The 17,391-nt window shown below is 68.8% G+C and carries 13 protein-coding genes; 2 read left to right on the top strand and 11 right to left on the bottom strand.

Translation table 11 applies throughout. From position 1 onward, the window contains the following. Nucleotides 1-83 precede the first annotated feature (83 nt). On the top strand, nt 84-1,280 hold the full coding sequence (locus ACIBI9_RS40375; protein ID WP_397230459.1) for a hypothetical protein: 1,197 nt from the start codon (nt 84-86) through the stop codon (nt 1,278-1,280). Between the two features lie 348 nt (nt 1,281-1,628). Here the strand turns inward: ACIBI9_RS40375 and ACIBI9_RS40370 are convergent, their stop codons facing one another. From ACIBI9_RS40370 to ACIBI9_RS40330, 9 genes are all read right to left on the bottom strand, one after another. Further along, entirely contained in the window at nt 1,629-3,599 is a 1,971-nt protein-coding gene (locus ACIBI9_RS40370; RefSeq protein ID WP_397230457.1) for a right-handed parallel beta-helix repeat-containing protein, read from the bottom strand. Between the two features lie 137 nt (nt 3,600-3,736). Then, nucleotides 3,737-4,132 carry a hypothetical protein gene (locus ACIBI9_RS40365; RefSeq protein ID WP_397230455.1) on the bottom strand — a complete coding sequence of 132 codons (396 nt, stop codon included), beginning with the start codon at nt 4,130-4,132 and terminating at the stop codon, nt 3,737-3,739. A 303-nt stretch (nt 4,133-4,435) separates the two neighbouring features. Beyond that, on the bottom strand, nt 4,436-5,974 hold the full coding sequence (locus ACIBI9_RS40360; RefSeq protein WP_397230453.1) for an FAD-dependent monooxygenase: 1,539 nt from the start codon (nt 5,972-5,974) through the stop codon (nt 4,436-4,438). Beyond that, nucleotides 5,971-6,375, bottom strand: coding sequence for a hypothetical protein (locus tag ACIBI9_RS40355; RefSeq protein WP_397230451.1), 405 nt, complete (start codon nt 6,373-6,375; stop codon nt 5,971-5,973). The genes ACIBI9_RS40360 and ACIBI9_RS40355 overlap by 4 nt, the downstream gene beginning before the upstream one ends. A gap of 284 nt (nt 6,376-6,659) precedes the next feature. Next, nucleotides 6,660-7,943, bottom strand: coding sequence for a serine hydrolase domain-containing protein (locus ACIBI9_RS40350; protein WP_397230449.1), 1,284 nt, complete (start codon nt 7,941-7,943; stop codon nt 6,660-6,662). 142 nt (nt 7,944-8,085) lie between these two features. After that, a complete protein-coding gene (locus ACIBI9_RS40345; protein ID WP_397230447.1) occupies nt 8,086-8,493 on the bottom strand; it encodes a hypothetical protein in 408 nt (135 codons plus the stop codon). A 161-nt stretch (nt 8,494-8,654) separates the two neighbouring features. Continuing rightward, the gene (locus ACIBI9_RS40340; RefSeq protein WP_397230445.1) at nt 8,655-10,313 is read right to left on the bottom strand and encodes a serine hydrolase domain-containing protein; all 1,659 of its coding nucleotides are present in this window, start codon (nt 10,311-10,313) and stop codon (nt 8,655-8,657) included. 24 nt (nt 10,314-10,337) lie between these two features. Then, on the bottom strand, nt 10,338-11,315 hold the full coding sequence (locus tag ACIBI9_RS40335) for a GNAT family N-acetyltransferase (RefSeq protein ID WP_397230443.1): 978 nt from the start codon (nt 11,313-11,315) through the stop codon (nt 10,338-10,340). 43 nt (nt 11,316-11,358) lie between these two features. Beyond that, the gene (locus ACIBI9_RS40330) at nt 11,359-11,907 is read right to left on the bottom strand and encodes a carboxymuconolactone decarboxylase family protein (RefSeq protein WP_397230441.1); all 549 of its coding nucleotides are present in this window, start codon (nt 11,905-11,907) and stop codon (nt 11,359-11,361) included. Nucleotides 11,908-11,987: 80 nt separating this feature from the next. On the opposite strand from ACIBI9_RS40330, the gene ACIBI9_RS40325 reads away from it, so the two are divergent. Then, on the top strand, nt 11,988-14,861 hold the full coding sequence (locus tag ACIBI9_RS40325; protein ID WP_397230439.1) for a tetratricopeptide repeat protein: 2,874 nt from the start codon (nt 11,988-11,990) through the stop codon (nt 14,859-14,861). Between the two features lie 119 nt (nt 14,862-14,980). Here ACIBI9_RS40325 and ACIBI9_RS40320 read toward each other — a convergent pair whose 3' ends face one another. Both ACIBI9_RS40320 and ACIBI9_RS40315 read right to left on the bottom strand, forming a co-directional pair. Next, entirely contained in the window at nt 14,981-15,559 is a 579-nt protein-coding gene (locus tag ACIBI9_RS40320) for a hypothetical protein (protein ID WP_397230437.1), read from the bottom strand. Nucleotides 15,560-15,663: 104 nt separating this feature from the next. Next, nucleotides 15,664-17,388, bottom strand: coding sequence for a right-handed parallel beta-helix repeat-containing protein (locus ACIBI9_RS40315; protein WP_397230435.1), 1,725 nt, complete (start codon nt 17,386-17,388; stop codon nt 15,664-15,666). Nucleotides 17,389-17,391: the final 3 nt, after the last annotated feature.

Below are 17,391 nucleotides of genomic sequence, written 5' to 3'. Positions count from 1 at the left end.
TGAAGGGCCGCACTCCTGCCTGATCGGAGTGCGGCCTCTTCCCGTTTCCTGCCGACCGTGGAGACAAGACCCAGGAGAGAACAATGGCCACGTCCCTGGATGAGGGGCTGCGCGAGCGGGCCGCCCGGCTGACCGTCGCCTTCGACGGCGAGGCATGGATTCTCGGCCGCCCCGAGCTGGGCGTTTTCGTCGCGGTGCCGGAGCCGGGCGCGGTCTTCGTCACCGTGCTCCAGGAGACCGGCTCGCTCGACGAGGCCACCGCGCGGGCCGGCGAGGTCGCGGGCGAGCAGGTGGACGGCACGGACTTCGTCGAGGGGCTCACCGCCGCGGGACTGCTCGACCCGCCGGCTGAGGCGGGTGGCACGCGCGGGCAGATCAAGTGGATCGAAGGGGTCAGTGCCCGATCGGCGGCCCGGCTGTTCGGGCCCGTCGCCTGGTCGTGTTACGCGGCCGCCGCGGTCTTCGCCGGATCCCTCCTGGTGATCCGGCCCGATTTGCGCCCCTCCTGGGAGGACGCCTGGCTCCTGCCCAGCCCCGGCCTGTCCGCGTTCAGCTGGCTGCTGTTCAGCATCGCGTTCGGCGCCCTGCACGAGGCGTGGCACTGGCTCGCCGGACGGGCGATCGGTGTGCCGGCGATCTTCCGGGTCAGCTATCGGGGCATCTACGTCGTCTTCGAGACCGATCTCACCCAGATCGTCACGGTGCCGCGCCACCGCCGCCACGGGGTCTACCTGGCCGGAATGGCCATCGACACCGTGGTCCTGGCCGCCGCGCTGGGACTGCGGCTGCTCACCCCGCCCGGCCTCCTCGACGATCTCCTCGCGGGCCTGGTGCTCTCCAGGATCTTCGGCATCGTCTGGCAGTGGGCCGCCCTGCCGCTGCGCAGCGACTCGTACGCCCTGCTCGCGAACGCGCTGCGCTGCCACAACCTCTACCGGACGACCTGGCTGACCGCCAAGGCCACGCTGTTCCGGCTCACTCAGGCCGAGACGGCCGAGCTGTCGGAGATGAGCGCGCGTGATCGCCGGGTCGCCCGGTGGTTCGTGGTGCCGTACGTCGCGGGGATCGCGGGCATGGTCTGGATGTTCGTCACGGGCGTGCTGCCGCTGGCCCTGTCTCTCGGGCGCTGGGCACTGACGCAGTTCGATGGCAGCGCGATCGGCTCGGCGGGGTTCTGGGAGGCCCTCGCCGTGGCCGCGTACATAGCCGTGCAGGTGGGTCTGCCGCCGCTGCTGGCCCTTCGCGAGCGCCGTCTGCGCCGGGCCGGCGAACTCCTCTGAGGGGCCGTCACGTAGTGGCGTGACGGCATTCGTACGGGACGTCGCGAGTATGGGGCGCGAGACCATCGAGGTGGTGGGGGCCTTCCATCAACACCACGCCATGCTCATTATGATCGGGTGGCCGTTGCCTACGAGCCTGATGCGCTCGGTGTCCGCGGTGGCGTCTTCAGCACCGTGACGCCCACGGCAGCGAACTTAGTGTTCCGATCGCGGAGGAGGAAGCGAAACGACCCTGCCCGCTCGCCGAGGTCTGTCAGAGCGGCTGCGTGTCACAGCCGCTCTTTCGCGCGTAGCGTGCCAGGAAGCCGGGAGGAGCGCCGTCACCGGCTCATGTTCTTCAGGTCTTTGCTAGAGCTTCTCGGGACGGATTGCCACATCATCGATCTGGAACGCGGGTCCGGCGGTGCTCGCGTTCCAGACAAAAGTCCAGTCGACGCGGGTCGTGCCTGCGGGCGCGGTGAACGTGCCGGCTGCTTCGGTCCAAGCCGTCTTCTGGGCCAGGGAGATGGCGTCGGTACGCAGCACCGTGCCGGACTCGTCGCGCCACCGCACATTCCACGTGACGGCAGGCATGGTCGCCACGGCCTCCCGGTACCACAGCGACACCTGGTAGCTCGTACCGGCGACCACACCGCTGTATCCGGGGAAGTTGTCAAGCGCCACCGCGCTGCCGGACCCCTGGGCGCTGGTCATCTGCAGCGAGCCCGTGCCACCATGCGCTCCGCCGGTCTGGTGCGCCAGGCTGGCCCCGTACCACGGGGTGTAGGGCGAGGTCGAGCCGGACTCGAAGTCCTGCTCGGCGATCGCCGGCGGGACGGGCGTGCCGCCGTCGAACGTGCTGCCGGCGTCCTGGCCGTACTGGGGGCCGACCCACAGCCCGGGCACGATGCGATTGCCCATGTCGGTGACCCTGAACTGCCACGGTCCCGTGTAGGTGTTGTCGTGCCAGGAGTTGTTCGACTCGTGGACGATCGACTGCTGGATCACGGCGCCCTTGTACGGGGACCAGTCCGGGTACGTACCCCAGTTGGACAGCAGGGCCATGTGCCCGCAGTACTGCGTCGGGCAGCCGCCGTTGACGGCGCTGGGGTCAAAGGCGAACGTGTTGTGGTGGATGTCGACGTTCTTCGTCCACCAACGGCAGTTGGTGTAGAGCGGCTCGCCGGCGATGGCAGGAGCCGAGCACTGTGAGGTGTTGGTCGGTCCGACGATCAGCGTGCAGTCGCCGGTCGTCGAGGCCGGGCTGTTGCAGAACCGGTCGGCGTTCGCCCACGCGGTGATCCCGCCCCAGTTGTTCTCGAGCCGGTTGCCGGTGATCTCGATCTTGCTGGTCCGCGCATTCACGCGGGGCTCACCATCCGCCTCGGACAGGTAGATCGCCGCTTCGGGGAACGGGTCGCCCTTCGCTGCCCGCTCGGCACCGGAGGCCCAGGCGTTGCCGCGGATGGTGTTGTTCCGGATCACGACGTTGTAGCTGATCTCGTAGAAGATCGCGATCGACTCGTTGTCCTCGATGAGGTTGTCCTCGATGAGGAAGTCGTTGTTGTTGGTGTCCGCCCAGACCCCCGGCCCGTGGTTGCCGTGGACCCAGTTGCCGGTCACGTCGGCACCGTTCACCGCCCAGAACTTCATGCCACCGGTACATCCGCACCCAGGTTCCTGGTGCTCCCAGTCGTCGGTGTTGTTGCCGGTGAACTCGTTGTCCGCCACAACCAGGCCGGTGATGGTGTTGCCGGCCTTGTACGCGTTCAGGCCGTACTGCCCGTTGTCCTTGAAGCAGTTGCCACGGATCTTGTTCGTGGCCCCGGCCATCAGCCCCGCGCCGGAGTTGTCGCGGATCGTGTTGTGCTCCACGACCCAGCCGTCGCCGGAGTCGTGGTTGACCACACCCTGATCGCGCGGCGCGACGAATCCGGTGATGGTCAGGTACCGGATCGTGACGCCGGTCGCCTGCTGAGTGAACGCGTACCGGTTCAGCCGCTGCCCGTCCAGTACCGCGCCGGGCGCGCCGATGAACGTCGCGCCGTCGCCGGGCATGATCTGGGAGTACTGGTCAGTGCCCAGCGTGTGCGTGCCGGTCTCGAAGTAGTACGTGGTGTTCGCCTTGCGTAAGTCCACGCCGCTGTTGTCGCCCGCAGGGACGACGACCGCCCCGGAGGGCGGTGTGGTCGGGCCGTTCAGCGACGAGCTGCCGCAGACCGCTGCCGTTGCCGTCGTCGAATCGGTTGCCGGATCGACCGCGTCGCCACTCGCCGGCGTCGCGCCGCCCATGACAACCGTGGCGAGGGCCACCAGCGCCACCGGCCAGGTTCTTCGCATTCCTGTTCTCCTCCAGGTTTTGACCAGCCTTGGCCGCACTCGACTGCCAGCCGTCGCCGCTGTCGCCAGAGCTCGCGCCTATCCTCAAGATCAAACGCTGAGAGAGTACTGCAGGGCCGATGCCGGCGTCCTGCTGATCAGGGACAGCGATCGACATCACTGCCCCTGAGACGTCCCCTCCCGTGGCGCACACAGTGGCCTTTGCGCTTGCCAGTTCCGATGACCAGGTCGGGGCGGATCTGCTCCACCGATTCGCCGTTCGCGCGGCGGCGTAGCACGGTGTGCAGCAGGTCATTGGTGATGACGGGCGGGCGGCCGCCCGGCCCGGACGGATCGTAGATGCCGGCCAGCGGCCCGGCGTACATCTCCAGTACCAGGCCGTGTGCGGTCAGGTGGTCGGCCGGCGCGGTGAGTTCCTGGAGGAGGCGGCGCAGGAGCTGAGAGGAACTGCGGACGACCCTCGGCGAGCCGAAACGATTTTGGAGAGGATCGGGAGGATCGCCGCCCTGACGGGAACCGCGAACCGCCGTCATAGAAGCGGTGCAGTCAGTAGCCGGAGCGCTGGGCATCGGCCGGTAATCCTGTACTGCTCGAAAACAAGGCGTCGGCCAGGGTGTCGTGGAGCAGGCCGAGGCCACGACGGGCGAGTCGGCACTGCACGTTGATGGCGTGACAGTGGTCGGCCGCAGAGGCTACGACTACGTACGCCGGGCCGAGCGAACAACCTCTTGGCCGACTTCGTCCCCGACGGGTCGTCGACCGGTTGTGCCTGCTCGGCCCGTCCTCCCACGCATGTGGACCGGGCCACGCCGAGCTCAGCGTGGCCCAGTTCAGCTCTACCTGATGCGGGGTGTGCCGAACCAGCCGGAGAGTGCTTCTCGCAGCGCGGGCGCGGCGGTGTCGGCAGGTTCGTCGAGGGTTGCGGCCCAGGCGATGTGGGCGTCCGGGCGGATCAGCAGGACGTCGGCCGGTCGCTGATCGGTTTTGGCGGTGTGGATGTCGACGCGATCCTGCCAGTCTCGGGCGGTCCGGCGAAGGTCTGGGCGGTCGGCGAGGTCGAGGAGGATCGGCCGGGCGGGGTGCAGGAGTTCCGCGACGCTGGTGATGCCCTGGTCTGTGTGCAGGGTGAGGTCGGGGGCGAAGGTGCCGGCCAACGCGTGGTGGTGGGAGCCGGGCATCGGGTAGCGGATGTCGGTGCCGGCGACCAGCGCTCCCATCCGGCGCAACGGCTGCTCGTCGGCGAGCAGTTCCTGGAAGACTTCCCGGAGCGCTTCAGCGGCCGGGTCGTGCCCGCGCCGCAGTGCCACCTGAGCTCGGGTGTGCAGCATGGTGCGGGCACCGGCGAGGTGGCGTTCGTCGTGGTAGGTGTCCAGCAGACCGGTCGGCGCCCAGCCGTGGAGGTCGGCGGCCAGCTTCCAGGCCAGGTTGACCGCATCCAGCATGCCGGCGTTGATTGCCACACCGGTGGCGGGGAACAGGTGCGCCGCATCACCGGCCAGCAGGATCCGCCCCTGCCGGTAGCGTTCGGCCTGCCGGGCCTTGAAGGTGAACCGCGACAGCCGCATCGCCTCTTCCACGGGCAGGTTCACGCCGAGCACGCGGCGGAGGCTGTCTTGGAGTTCGGTCACGGTCATCGGTACGTCGTCGTCGTATTCGGTGGTCTCGTCTTCGATGGTGTAGAGCGAGACGACCTTGGAGTCGGGCGATGAGCCGACTCCGAAGAGACCATGGTCGGTCCGGGTGAAACCCGCGCGGATCGTGCCGAAGCCGGGGACGTCGAGATCGCCGTTGCCGAGCACGGTCACCGTATCGGGCAGGGTGACCTGGGCCAGCCGGTTGACCTCCGGATAGATGGTGCCGGGAAAGTCGATGCCGGCCCAGTCGCGGACCCGGCTGCGGGCGCCGTCACACCCCACCAGGTAGCGGGCGCTCACCTGGTACGGGCCGTCCGGGCCCCGCACGTCCACGGTCACGACGGCATCGTCCTGGCTGACGTCGGTCACCTCGTGTCCGCGGCGGAGGTCGATGCCGAGTTCGTCGGCGCGTTCGTCGAGCAGGCGCTCGAGCAACTGTTGCGGGAGCGGCAGGGCGTGCATCGGGGGATCTGCCAGCTGGGTGAAGTCCAGATGCACACCACCGAAGGGGAATCGGGGAGCCGGGACAGGGTCGGTGCAGGCTGCTTGGAATCGTTCCAGCAGGCCTCGGTAGCGCAGCAGTTCCAGGATCTGCCCGCCGAGACCACCGGCCTTCGGGATGTCTCGGCGCTGCGGCCGCCGCTCCAGTACCAGCGGTCGCACACCGGCCAGACGCAGTTCAGCAGCCAGCATGAGACCTGTCGGGCCGGCGCCCACAATGATCACGTCGGTCTCTATCACTTGGCACTCCATTCGCGGTCGTTCGTCTCATCTCCGCGTGACCCGGTCGTCACCAGGATCCCCACGGGTTCCGGCAGCCTCGGCTGACGAGCCTGTGGCACGCCTGGGGTCTTGCCCAGGCCGTCGATCTCCTTTACGGCCTGGACGATGGCATCATCGGCCTCGATGTGCATGCGGCTGGGCGAGACGTCCTTGAGGAAGCGATGCTCGCCATCGGTCACCGACGCGGCCAGGGCGTCGAACACCGCGGGTCTGGCCTGGGTGTGCTCGAATACGCCCTCAGGCAGGACCACGTCCGCCGGTCCGCCCGGGCCCGCGCGGTGCACCGGCAAGCGGCGTCCCTCCACCGCGAGATACTCACCCAGCGGCGGCGTGGCCGGGGTGAGATCGTAATGCTTCATATCGATCGCCTTTCAATCGTGCGTGAGGATCGCGGCGACCAGTTCCTCGGGCGCCGCCCGGCAGCCTGTGGCCGGCGACGTGTGCCGCTGCCCGGATCAGTTCGTGGTCGACACGGTCGGTCTATATGGTCTTCTTCTCTGCCTTTTGCACGGTCAGGCGACGTTGACCCTTTCGATCTTGGAGCATAGGCGCCGATCGTCGACGTGGCGGTTTCGCCAGGTGGGGTAGCCCCGGCAGGATCGTTGACCGGTTCTGCCTTGCGGTCCGCGGTGCTCGGCCTCGTCTACTGGGCCGGTTTGGCCTCGTCGGCCGCCCCGTCGTGCCCGCCGCAGAACACCTCCTGGACAAGCTTGTCCACCAGCTTCTGGAAGTCCTTCACCGGGCCCCTTGTGGCCTCGTCCACCCAGGTCACCGAGGCGGTCAGGGTCTTGCTGCCGTCGGGTGAGCTGTACATCAGCGCCCCGTAGCCGTGCGGGGGGCTGCCGTTGTGCTGGTAGACGGTGCCGCAGTCCGGACCCAGGTCCTGCACGAACAGCCCGAAGCCGTAGTTGTACTTCCCGTACGGCTTACGCATCTCGGCCAGCAGCGGGGCCGGCAGGAGCTTGCCTCCGTTCAGCGCGGAGATGAACGTGTGCAGGTCCTGGGTGGTCGAGATGATGTCACCGGCGCCGGCCAGGAGGGAGAGGTTCTGGCGGGCGATGTCGACCACCTTCTCCTGACCATCCTCCTCATACCGGTAGTAGCCGTGGGCGTGCGGTCCGGGGAGCTCGGTCCGGTTGCCCGGCACCACGGTGCCCTTCAGGTCGAGCGGCCGCAGGATCCGCCGCCGCATCTCCGCGGCGTAGGAGCGGCCGGTGACCTTCTCGATCAGCAGCAGGGCCAGCGTGTAGTTGGTGTTGGAGTAGTTCTGGTCCGTGCCCGGCTCGAACCGTGCCGGCTTGGACAACGCCAGCCGTACCAGCTCTTCGGGCCGGTAGCTGCGGAACCGGTTGGCCAGCCACTCGTCGCCGCTGGCAGGGGTCCCCGGCACGACCGTCCCGTCGTCGTAGTACTCGCCGGTGTAGTTGAACAACCCGCTGGTGTGCTGCAGCAGCATCCGCACGGTGATCCGCCGGTCGAGCCCGAGCTCGGGCAGGTAGCCGGCCACCGGGGCGTCCAGGGCGATCCTGCCCTCGGCCACCAGTTGCAGCACCAGGGTCGCGGTGAAGGTCTTGGTGACGCTGCCCGCCCAGAACCGCCCGTTCGTCGGCGGTTTCGCGGCCGCGCCCAGCTTGCGCACCCCGGCGCTGCCGACCCACTCGCCCCGCTGGTCGTGCACGCGCGCCTGCATCCCGGCGAAACCGGCATCGATGAACGCCTCGACGGTCTCCTTCAGCTCCGGGCGTTCCTGCCCGGCGGCGGCCTTCGCCATGGCCACGCTGCTGTCCGCGGCGGCCACCCCAGGGGCGGCCACTCCCGCCAGCAGACCGGCCGCCAGCCCCGTGACCGCCACTCGCCGCAGGACCTTGCCGCTAAGGACCGGGCGCTGATGCACGCCGTCGATGCGCTGCCCGGTCGCCGTGATCACTGATGGAGGTTGGGTTTTCATTGTTCCTCGTCTTTGGTGTCGCGCTCAGGCGAAGAGCTCGCCGAGCAATTCGGGGTCGATGGGGCGAGGCGCTGGGCGCCCATCAGGCGCGCTTGCTGTGGCTGCTCAGGTCGGCATCCCCTCAAGCGGCGTCGAGGGCTGCGGTGATCTTGCGGATCATGTCGGCCAGGGTGGGGCTGGGCTCGCTCTGGTGGGTACGGGTGGCTGCTTCGACGGCGACGATGACGGTGCTGCGGAAGTTGTCGGCCTCTGCCGGGTCCTGCTTGTTGAGCAGGTTCATGGCTTCAGTCAGCGCAGGCAGCACGTGGTCGGCGAGTTCGGCGACGGACTTGCCGTCCAGCTTGATGTCCTTGGTCTTGGCGGCGAGCACGTGCCCGATCGGGCCGGTCGCAGAAGCCAGGGCGATGGAGCCCTCGGTGGCGACCTTGTGGGGGGAGCCGGCGGCATCGGCGGCGGCCAGCAGCGAGACGGCGCCGTAGGCGGCGGTGCGCAGGGTGGTCTTGTCCTGGTCGGTCAGGATGATGGACATGGTGGGGCGCTCCTTCGATGGAACAGTCGGATGGGGGAAGGCGGTCTGGCTGGGTGGCCGGGGGTCTTGGCCGGGGTCATGCGAGGGAATCGCACCGTCGGGCGAGCCGGCTTTGGCCAACCGGGCCACGGTTCGGCCGCCAGGGGGCGCGGGCCCAGGTGTCAGTCGTCGATGGCCTGGTAGAGGGTGGTCCAGAAGTCGTGGATCAGCCGCGCCGGATCCGGCGTGGACAGCCCGACCTGGGTGAGCAGGATGCCGGTGAGCTGCTTGTCCGGGTCGGCGTAGACGGTGGTGCCGGTTCCGCCGTCCCAGCCGAACTGGCCGACGGAGGCGTAGTCGCCGCGGTAGGTGCGCACCGCCATCCCGAAACCCCAGCCGCCCTGCTGCCCTTGGCCGAAGGACACATGGACGTTGTCGGTGGCCAGGGCGTTGCGGGCGGCGTTCTGCTCGGGCGTCAGGCGGTTGGTGGTCATCAGCTCGACGGCGGGCCGGGACAGGATCCGCTCGCTGCCGTGCATCCCGCCATTGAGCAGCATCCGGAAGTAGGCGTGGTAGTCATCGGCGGTGGAGACCAGCCCGCCGCCGCCATGCTGGAAGGCCGGAGGCCTGCTGTAGCGTCCGCTCGCGGCCTCGTCCCAGACGTGGAACTCTCCGGTCTGCGGGTCCGGGGCGTAGCTCGGCGGCAGCCGGTCGATCTTGTCGGCGGGCACGTGGAAACCGGTGTCCTTCATCCCCAGCGGATCGAAGACGCGATCGCGCAGGAACGTCTCGAACGTCTGACCGGTGACCCTGGCCACCAGCACAGCGAGCACATCGTGGCTGAGCTCGTACTGCCACCGCTCTCCCGGCTGGTAAGCCAGCGGCAGCTCGCCGAGGCTGCGCATCCACTCATCCGGGTCGGGCGCCGGCCCCGTTTCCGGGTTGTAGTTGGCCTGCTCCAGCACTGCGGCCATGATCGGGGAGCCCATCAACGTCAGGTCCACGCCGAGCCCGAACGTGGAGGTCAGCAGGTCCCGTACGGTGATCGGCCGCCGCGCCGGCACGGTGTCCTCCAGCGGACCGTCAGCCCGCGCCAGCACCTGCCGGTCGGCCAGTTCGGGCAGCCACTCATCGACCGGGTCGTCCAGCCTCAGCCGGCACTCATCCAGCAGGACCATCGCCGCCGCCATCGTGACCGGCTTGCTCGTGGAGGCCATCCGGAAGATGGTGTCGCGGCGCATCGGCGCGCCACCGTCATGCTGCATCGTCCCGATCGCTTCGACGTGCGTCTCCTCGCCCCGGCCGACCAGGGCGACGAGCCCGGGAATCTTCCCGGACTCGACATGCCGCGCCAGCACCTCACGCAGCCTACGCAGCCCTGCCTCGGAGAAGCCGCTGTTGCCGTGTCCCATCATGAATCTCCTTACATACAGCGTTCGAACTTGCGAAATCGTCCCGGCGGTGTCCCTGGCTGAACCGCTCATGGCAGCTACCATCGCCGACCGCCCTGATACCGGGCCGTTGCCGTCCTGACGCGGCCGCTGACACGACACCGCCTGGTCAGCGGCGCGGGCAAAGCTGTTGCAGCACGGGTCGGCATCCCGTCGAGTGGCGTCGAGGGCTGCAGTGATCTTGTGGGTCATGTCAGCCAGGGTGAGGCTGGGCTCGCCCTGCTGGGTGGCTGCTTCGACGGCGAGGATCGGGCCGGTCGCGGAGGCCAGAGCGACGGACCCGTCCGTGGCGATCCGGTGCGGCGAGCCACCGGCGGCCAGAAGTGACACGGCGCCGTACGCGGCGGTCCGGAGGGTCAGCTTGTCCTGATCGCCAAGGGTGAGGGACATGCGGAGGCTCTCCTTGCGAAGTGGTCAGGTGGTGGGCAGGTCGAGCTGGTATTCGTGGGTGCGGCGGTGGAAGCGGAAGCCCAGCCGCCGGTTGACGGCGAGCATGTGGGTGTTGTCCTGGGCGTTGTCGGTCTCGATCTCGACGATGCCGACGTGCTCGGCACGCAGCCTGCGGACCATTGCGGCCTTGACCCACAGCCCGAGCCCGTGGCCGCGGTGCGCGGGCACCACGGCGGTGTCGTACTGCAGTGCCCGGCGGGTCTCCCCGGCCCGGATGACGATCTCGGTGTATCCGGCCATCTCCCCCTTGCCGAGCGCGGCGGTCGTCAGTAGCAGATCACCGCGGTCGGCCAGCACTTTGGCCATGGCACGGACCCGGTCGGCGGTCCAGGTCTGGTTGCCGTAGTCCATGTCGCCGGTGGGCATGTCGTTCATCGCGTTCTTGGCTGCGGCGAAGGCTTCGGCCAGCTCGTCGGGAACCGTGCCGGTCCAACCGACCAGCTCGTAGCCGGGATGCTCGATGTCGGCCTCGGTATCGTCGGCCTGCGCGACGTCGAGCAGCAGATGGTCCAGCGTCAGCACCCGGTGGAAGCCGCGCGCGGTGCAGAAGGCCTCACCCGGCCCCCCGCCGGCCGCGGCGGTAATCAGGCTGCGGCGCTGCTCCGCCTCTGCTGCTGACACGGCTGTGGCCAGAAGCAGCGAGCCGACCCCCGAGCGCCGCCGGTCCGGGTGGACGTGCAGTTCCAGCTCGGCCAGATGATCTTGGCCGGGCGAGGTGAACAGCCGCAGCCCGGCCACACCGACCACCGCGCCGCAGGTCTCGGTGGCCAGCCAGAACAGTCGGCGGCTGTCCAGTCCGGCAGCGGTGAGCTGGGCATGGACCTGCTCGGGCGTGGGCCGGGGCTCGTCGGGCAGATCGCCGGCGAGCGAGGCCGCCAGGACCGCATGCCAGGCGGTGGCCTGCTCAGCCGATACCTGGGACAACGAGGCAATGTGGATCATGAAGAACTCCCTCGGTTGAAATGCTTGGTCCGGCCGCTCTCCATCAGTCGGTGTGGCGGACGAGCGGCCAGTCGATGTCAACGCAGGCCACCTTGGCGAGGTAGTTGGTGAACACATTGAGAGCCACATGGGCGACAACCTCGACGATCTGCCCGTCGGACAAACCGTCGTGCCGGGCCATGGCCAGCTGATCGTCGGAAACAGCCCCGCGCTCCCGGACCACGGCGGAGGCCAGGGCCAAGACCGCGGCTCCCCGGGGATCGCCGGCCTCGCCCCTCCTCGCGCGGGCCGTCTCGAGCACGGTCAGCCCGACCACCTTGGTCCCGCGGAACGAGTGCACCGACAGGCAGTAGTCAGACCTGTTCTCCTGCGCCACCAGCAACGCGATGCGCTCGATCAAGTCCGGCGACAGGGTGGTTCGCTCCGGGCCCAAGGCGCCGACGGCGTCCAGATACCCCTCCAACACGGCCAGGTTGTTGGCCATCACCTTGGCCAGGTTGGGGATGACCCCCAGGGCCTTGTGCGTGGCGGCGAACAGTCGTGCGGCTTCACCGGTGGCGATCTCCGGATCAACGATGTGAAGTCCCTGCATGTCGGTAATCCTGCAGGTAGGCCTTGATAGATTCTCGATGCGATCTCTATGCAAGTGCTGGCGACCCCGGGAGTGACGACATGCGGTTCACGATCCTCGGCCCGGTAGAGGCCGTGGTTCCCGGTCCGCAGCCACCCCGACTGGCGCCCCGGCATCGGGCGGTGCTCGCCTATCTGCTGCTGCACGCCGGGGTTGTGATCAGTACAGATCGGCTGGTCGATGCGATGTGGGGTCCGCTGCCGCCAGATTCCGCCCGCGCGCAGATCCAAACCACGATCGCTGCGATCCGGCGGATGCTGCGCGCTTCCGGAGCCGATCAGATGCTGGCCACTCGTCCGGCCGGCTACATGATCACCCTCGAGCCTGGCCAACTCGATCTGGACGAGTTCACCGTCCTGATCGCCAAGGCACAGGCCGCCTCCGGTGACCAGCAGGACGTCGCCGACCAGATCCGTGCCGCGCTCGCACTGTGGCGGGGAGAGCCGCTGGCCGATATCACCGCCGATTACGTCGAGAGCGCCCGAGCACGATTGAACGGGCAGCGACTGACCGCCATCGAACGCCTGGCCGACATGGAACTGTCTCTGGGCCACCAAGACGACCTCATCGACGAACTGACCATCCACGTGGTGGCCAATCCGCTGCGGGAACGGCTCTGCGGCCAGCTGATGCTCGCCCTGCACCGCGCCGGACGCCAACCTGAGGCGTTGCACGTGGCAAGAACCTTCCGGACGGCCCTGTCAGAACAGCAGGGACTGGACCCGGGCCACGCCTTCAGCAAGCTCGAACAGGCCATCCTGCGTGACGACCCCGGCCTGCGGGCGCCGGCCGCCACACCGGCGAAGTCGCAGCGGGTGAGCTTCCTGCCCTACGACGTCCCCGATTTCACCGGACGAGAAAGCGAGCTCGACAGGCTCGCCCGCTCGTGGACGAGCAACAACGGTGGAGTCGTGACGATCTCGGCGATCGACGGGATGGCCGGGATCGGCAAGACGGCGCTCGCGGTTCACGCGGGACACCTCCTCGCGGACCGATTCCCTGACGGGCAACTCTTCGTCGACCTGCTGGCGCACACCGCCGGTCAGGCGCCGCTCGATGCCGGCGCCGCGCTCGAGGTGCTCCTGGGGCAGCTCGGCGTGCCGGCTGAACAGATCCCGGTGTCGCTCGCCGATCGCGCCGCGCTGTGGCGGTCCGAACTCTCCGGCCGTCAAGTGCTGGCCGTGCTGGACAACGCCCTCGGCGCCGATCATGTACGGCCGTTGCTCCCTGGCACCTCCAGTACGCTCATCCTGATCACCAGTCGCCGACGGTTGACCGACCTCGACGGGGCACACGCCCTGTCCATGGACGTGCTGCCTGCCGCGGACGCCGTGGAACTGTTCACGACGATCGTGGGCGAGCGGGCGGCCGCCGAACCGGTCGCGGTCCTCGACGTACTGCAGTTGTGCGGTTTCCTGCCACTGGCCGTCCGCATCGCCGCCGCCCGCCTGCACCATCGCCCCCGCTGGACCGTCGAATACCTGGCCGACCGGCTCCGCGACCAACGCCGCAGGCTTTCCGAGCTGGCCACCTCGGAAAGAGGCGTGGCGGCCGCGTTCACCCTGTCCTACCAGCAGCTGGATCCCGATCAGCAACGCATGTTCCGGCTTCTGGGGCTGCAGCCGGGCCGTGACATCGGCCCCGGTGCGGCAGCCGCGCTGGCCGATCTTCCACTCGAGCGGGCCGAGATGCTCATGGAAGACCTTCTGGACGCCCACGTCCTGGCCCAGTACCAGCCCGGCCGCTACACCTTTCACGACCTGCTGCGCGAACACGCCCTGGCCACCGCGGCGGCCGAAGAACCGCCGAGCGCTCAGCGCGAGGCCCTCGGCCGGCTGTTCGACCACTATCTCCACCGCGCTAGCACGGCCGTCGACCACCTCTACCCGGAGAGCAAGAACCGCAGGCCACGCCTCCCAGCGACCTCGTCTCCGCGGGACGAGGTCGAGGCGGTCAGCTGGCTCGACACCGAGCGCGCGAACCTCATCGCGGTCGGCCGGCACACCGCCGACAACGGCTGGCTCACACACACCAGCCAGCTGGCGGGCGTCTTGCACCATTACCTGCTTCGCCACGCCCACCACGCGGACGCACTGGCCCTCTACGGCCTGGCACTTCAGACAAACCGGCGAAGCGGCGACACAGCCGCAGAAACACGCACGCTCCTCGACCTCGGCGAGGCGCTCTTCTGGTGGCAGGGCGACACCGACCAAGCAGCCGAGCACTACTCGAACGCCCTGGCCCTTTCGCGCGACATCGGCGACCAGGGATTAGAAGCCCGCGCACTGCACAACCTCGGCAACGTCCACAAGCGGCAGCGAGAATACGACCAGGCCTACGACCACTTTCGACAGTCCCTCGTCCTCTTCGGCGAGTCCGGCGACCGCGCGGGCGAAGCCAGCGCGCTGACCAACCTCGGAACCGTCCACGAGCGCCAAGGACGATACGCGGAAGCCCACGACCACCATCGCCGGGCCCTGCACGTCTATCTCGAGACCGGATCCCGCATTGGCGAAACCATCGTCCTGAACAACCTCGGGCTGGTGTACCAGCGGGAAGGCCGCTACGACCAGGCCCACCGCCATCACCGCGACGCCTTGCACCTGTGCCGCAGACACGGTTTCCCCGGGGACGAGGCCGAATCGCTCAACGCCCTGGCCGAAGCCGCCCGATCCATGGGCGACCTCGCCCAGGCCGTAACCGACCACGACGCCGCGCTGGCCGTCGCCCGCCAGGTCGGCTACCGCCCCGAACAAGCCCGCGCTCACAATGGCCTGGCGCACGTCCACCGCGACTTCGGCCATATCGACCTCGCCCGCGACCACGCCCTGCAGGCCCTCGATCTGTACACCGCCCTCGACGCCCCCGAGGCCGGGGATATCCGCACCTTCCTCAGCGATCTCCATCAGCAATGACACACAGCTGGATGCTGGACATTCCTATGGAATTCGCACGTTCGACGCCCGCACCACTTTGCTGAACACCGCGGAGGGCATCGGGCCGAAGTGGTTGCGCAACTGGAACCGCATCGGGCCTAGGTAGCGGCGAGCTGGCGGGTGATGCTGGGATCGCTGATCCTGGTGTCGTCCGCCAGCAGGAACGCCTTTGACAGGATGACCGACAACATGCCGCCGTCCTCCTCGAACGGCAGGAACACCGATGAGGCGGAGCGGTCGCGGTCGGGGACGATGCACAGGTAGGCATCGTTCGGCTCCATCAGGATGTTGCCCGACCCCAGATGAATCCGATAGGTGCGCAGTTGCCCGCGCACGCGCAGGAACCGGTCGGTCAGCTCCACCCGGTCGGCGATCTTCAGCCGGGGCAGCAGCCGGGCCAGCGCGTCACGCCGCGTGCGAGCGGTCTCGCTCAGTTCGCCGAACCCGTACGACTGCCAGTAGCCGTCGTGCCCGGCCGCCGCCTGCTGGTCGAGCCCCAGGGACCCGACCCCCACGGCGAGGTCGGCGTCGCGCAGCAGTTCCGACAACACCAGCGGCGGCACTTCGGTGAGCGGCGCGTCACCGGGAAGATCCGCGTGGCGGAACCGGATCGCGCCGGTGGCGGCGCAGGAGGCCGTGCCCCAGGCGTCCTGCTGGGGGTCGGAGGCGACCCGCATGCCCCAGGACGATCGGCTCGGACGAGCCCATCGGCGCCTTCTCTGACCGCGCCGGAAGCCTGCCGTGGCGACTCGCGGACTCATCGGCCGGCTGCCGGTGTCGCTCATCCGAGCTCGGTGACCCTCAACGTCGGCTCATCGATGTCCACGTCTGTGCACGACCGGAGAACGATGTCCCATGTCTCCGCCCCTGAGCGCGCGATGCTGTTGTCCCTGAAGCGAATGCCCTGGGTGCTCTTGGCGTAGAGCGCCGGGACGTCACGGAGCACGAAACGATTTCTTTCGACGACGACGCGGCGGTGAACCGGGTACGCGGAGTCGGTCCGCGCATTCCGCGGATCGACGAAGACTGCCGGCCCACCCGGTTCGACGAACTCGTTTCCGCGGACGATCAGATCGCGTACCGGCCCGGACTCCCACCATTCGTCGGCGTCGCCTGAGACGTAGATCGCGGCCATTCCCGGGCGTTCGAACCGGTTGTCCTCGATGACCACCGGACGCCGCGTGGTCACGAGCACGGCGCGCGTGGGCACGTTTCGGAAGACGTTGCGGGCGATGTGCACGGCCGGCGTCCGGGTCACGTTCTCCACCGCGGCCCGCCCGGTGAGGTCGCCGGGAAGCTCGGAGCCGACGGTCAGGACGATGACCCTGAGCGGGTGGGCGCGGTCCCGCCCGCTCGGCTGCCGTACGCGCTCCACCGTCGCGGTCGCGATCGCCTGGAGCGTCTCCCGCTCCACGATCTCGATCAGGTCGCCGGGCGAGAACTGCGGGAGTCCGGCCGTCTCCGGATGCGCGTACTCGAGCACCAGCGTGCGGCGATCAGGCTGATCGGCGATGCGGAGGTAGGTGCCGTGCACATTGATCGGGTCGTCGTGCGGCCCGTCAAAGAGGCAGTCGCGAACGGCCGCCGCTCCCCAGCATCCGGAGAACTGGACGAAGTCGGCGAAACCCGCCGTGTGCCGCCCGCTGCCCGGTGGGCTTCGGAACTCGCAGCCCTCGATCGTGACGTCACGGCTCGCCTGTGCCACGACGCCGAAGCCGTGCAGGAACCGGAAACGCAGCCCGGACAACGTCACGCCGGCGCTGTCGAGCACGAGCGCGCCGGGATGATCACGCGTCGTCAGGCGCATCTCATAGACGACACCGAGGTCGGCCGGTTCCTCGCTGCGGTCGTAATCGATCCGGATCTCGCGGTCCCCCACCGCCTTGATCGACCAGACGTCGTCGAAGAGCGGGTTCGGGCCGCGCCGCGTCCTGCGGCCGGACGGATCATGGATCTGCGTGTACTCGAGCGCATCACGGCCCTCCCAGGCGACGGCGCCCGAGCCGAGGGCCTCACCGCGCCAGCGGATCGAGTGTCCTTCGACGGAGAACAGCGTGACCTCGGGCACCCGGATCACCCGGTACGCCCGCCCCGCCTCGACGCCCGCGTCCACGACCGTGGCGTCGACGACCGTCGGCACCGCGAAATCGAACTCGAGTCCCTCGACGCGCACCCGCCGCGAGTCGATGACGGCGAAGGTCGTCTGGAGCCCATGAAGGAGGATGCGGGCGCCCTCCCCCGAGATGACGAGATCGTCCATCGCCTCGACGAGTACGGCGATCGTCTTCTCGCGGTACCGCGGATCGTCCCCCACCGTGTTGGAGACGTAAAGCTCACGACGTTGTGCGCCGTCCGGCCAGAAGTGATAGTCGCCCGGAGGGAATCGGAGGACCACCGGCCCCGCCACGGCGCCGGCGGCCCGGAGGGCCGCCGCGACCGCGGGCGCGGCATCGGAGCGGCTGCCGGGAGCCGCCCCGAAGTCGGTGACGTCCAGCGTCGGCGGCACCGG

Source organism: Nonomuraea sp. NPDC050451 (assembly GCF_044458585.1).
The sequence above is the reverse complement of the archived record's forward strand: the minus strand, read 5'-3'. Positions and strand labels throughout refer to the sequence as shown.

Coding starts and splice junctions, on each gene's coding strand:
- ACIBI9_RS40375 (WP_397230459.1), top strand. CDS start 84: ATGGCCACGTCCCTGGATGAGGGGCTGCGCGAGCGGGCCGCCCGGCTG.
- ACIBI9_RS40370 (WP_397230457.1), bottom strand. CDS start 3,599: ATGCGAAGAACCTGGCCGGTGGCGCTGGTGGCCCTCGCCACGGTTGTC.
- ACIBI9_RS40365 (WP_397230455.1), bottom strand. CDS start 4,132: ATGACGGCGGTTCGCGGTTCCCGTCAGGGCGGCGATCCTCCCGATCCT.
- ACIBI9_RS40355 (WP_397230451.1), bottom strand. CDS start 6,375: ATGAAGCATTACGATCTCACCCCGGCCACGCCGCCGCTGGGTGAGTAT.
- ACIBI9_RS40345 (WP_397230447.1), bottom strand. CDS start 8,493: ATGTCCATCATCCTGACCGACCAGGACAAGACCACCCTGCGCACCGCC.
- ACIBI9_RS40340 (WP_397230445.1), bottom strand. CDS start 10,313: ATGTCCCTCACCCTTGGCGATCAGGACAAGCTGACCCTCCGGACCGCC.
- ACIBI9_RS40335 (WP_397230443.1), bottom strand. CDS start 11,315: ATGATCCACATTGCCTCGTTGTCCCAGGTATCGGCTGAGCAGGCCACC.
- ACIBI9_RS40330 (WP_397230441.1), bottom strand. CDS start 11,907: ATGCAGGGACTTCACATCGTTGATCCGGAGATCGCCACCGGTGAAGCC.
- ACIBI9_RS40325 (WP_397230439.1), top strand. CDS start 11,988: ATGCGGTTCACGATCCTCGGCCCGGTAGAGGCCGTGGTTCCCGGTCCG.
- ACIBI9_RS40320 (WP_397230437.1), bottom strand. CDS start 15,559: ATGCGGGTCGCCTCCGACCCCCAGCAGGACGCCTGGGGCACGGCCTCC.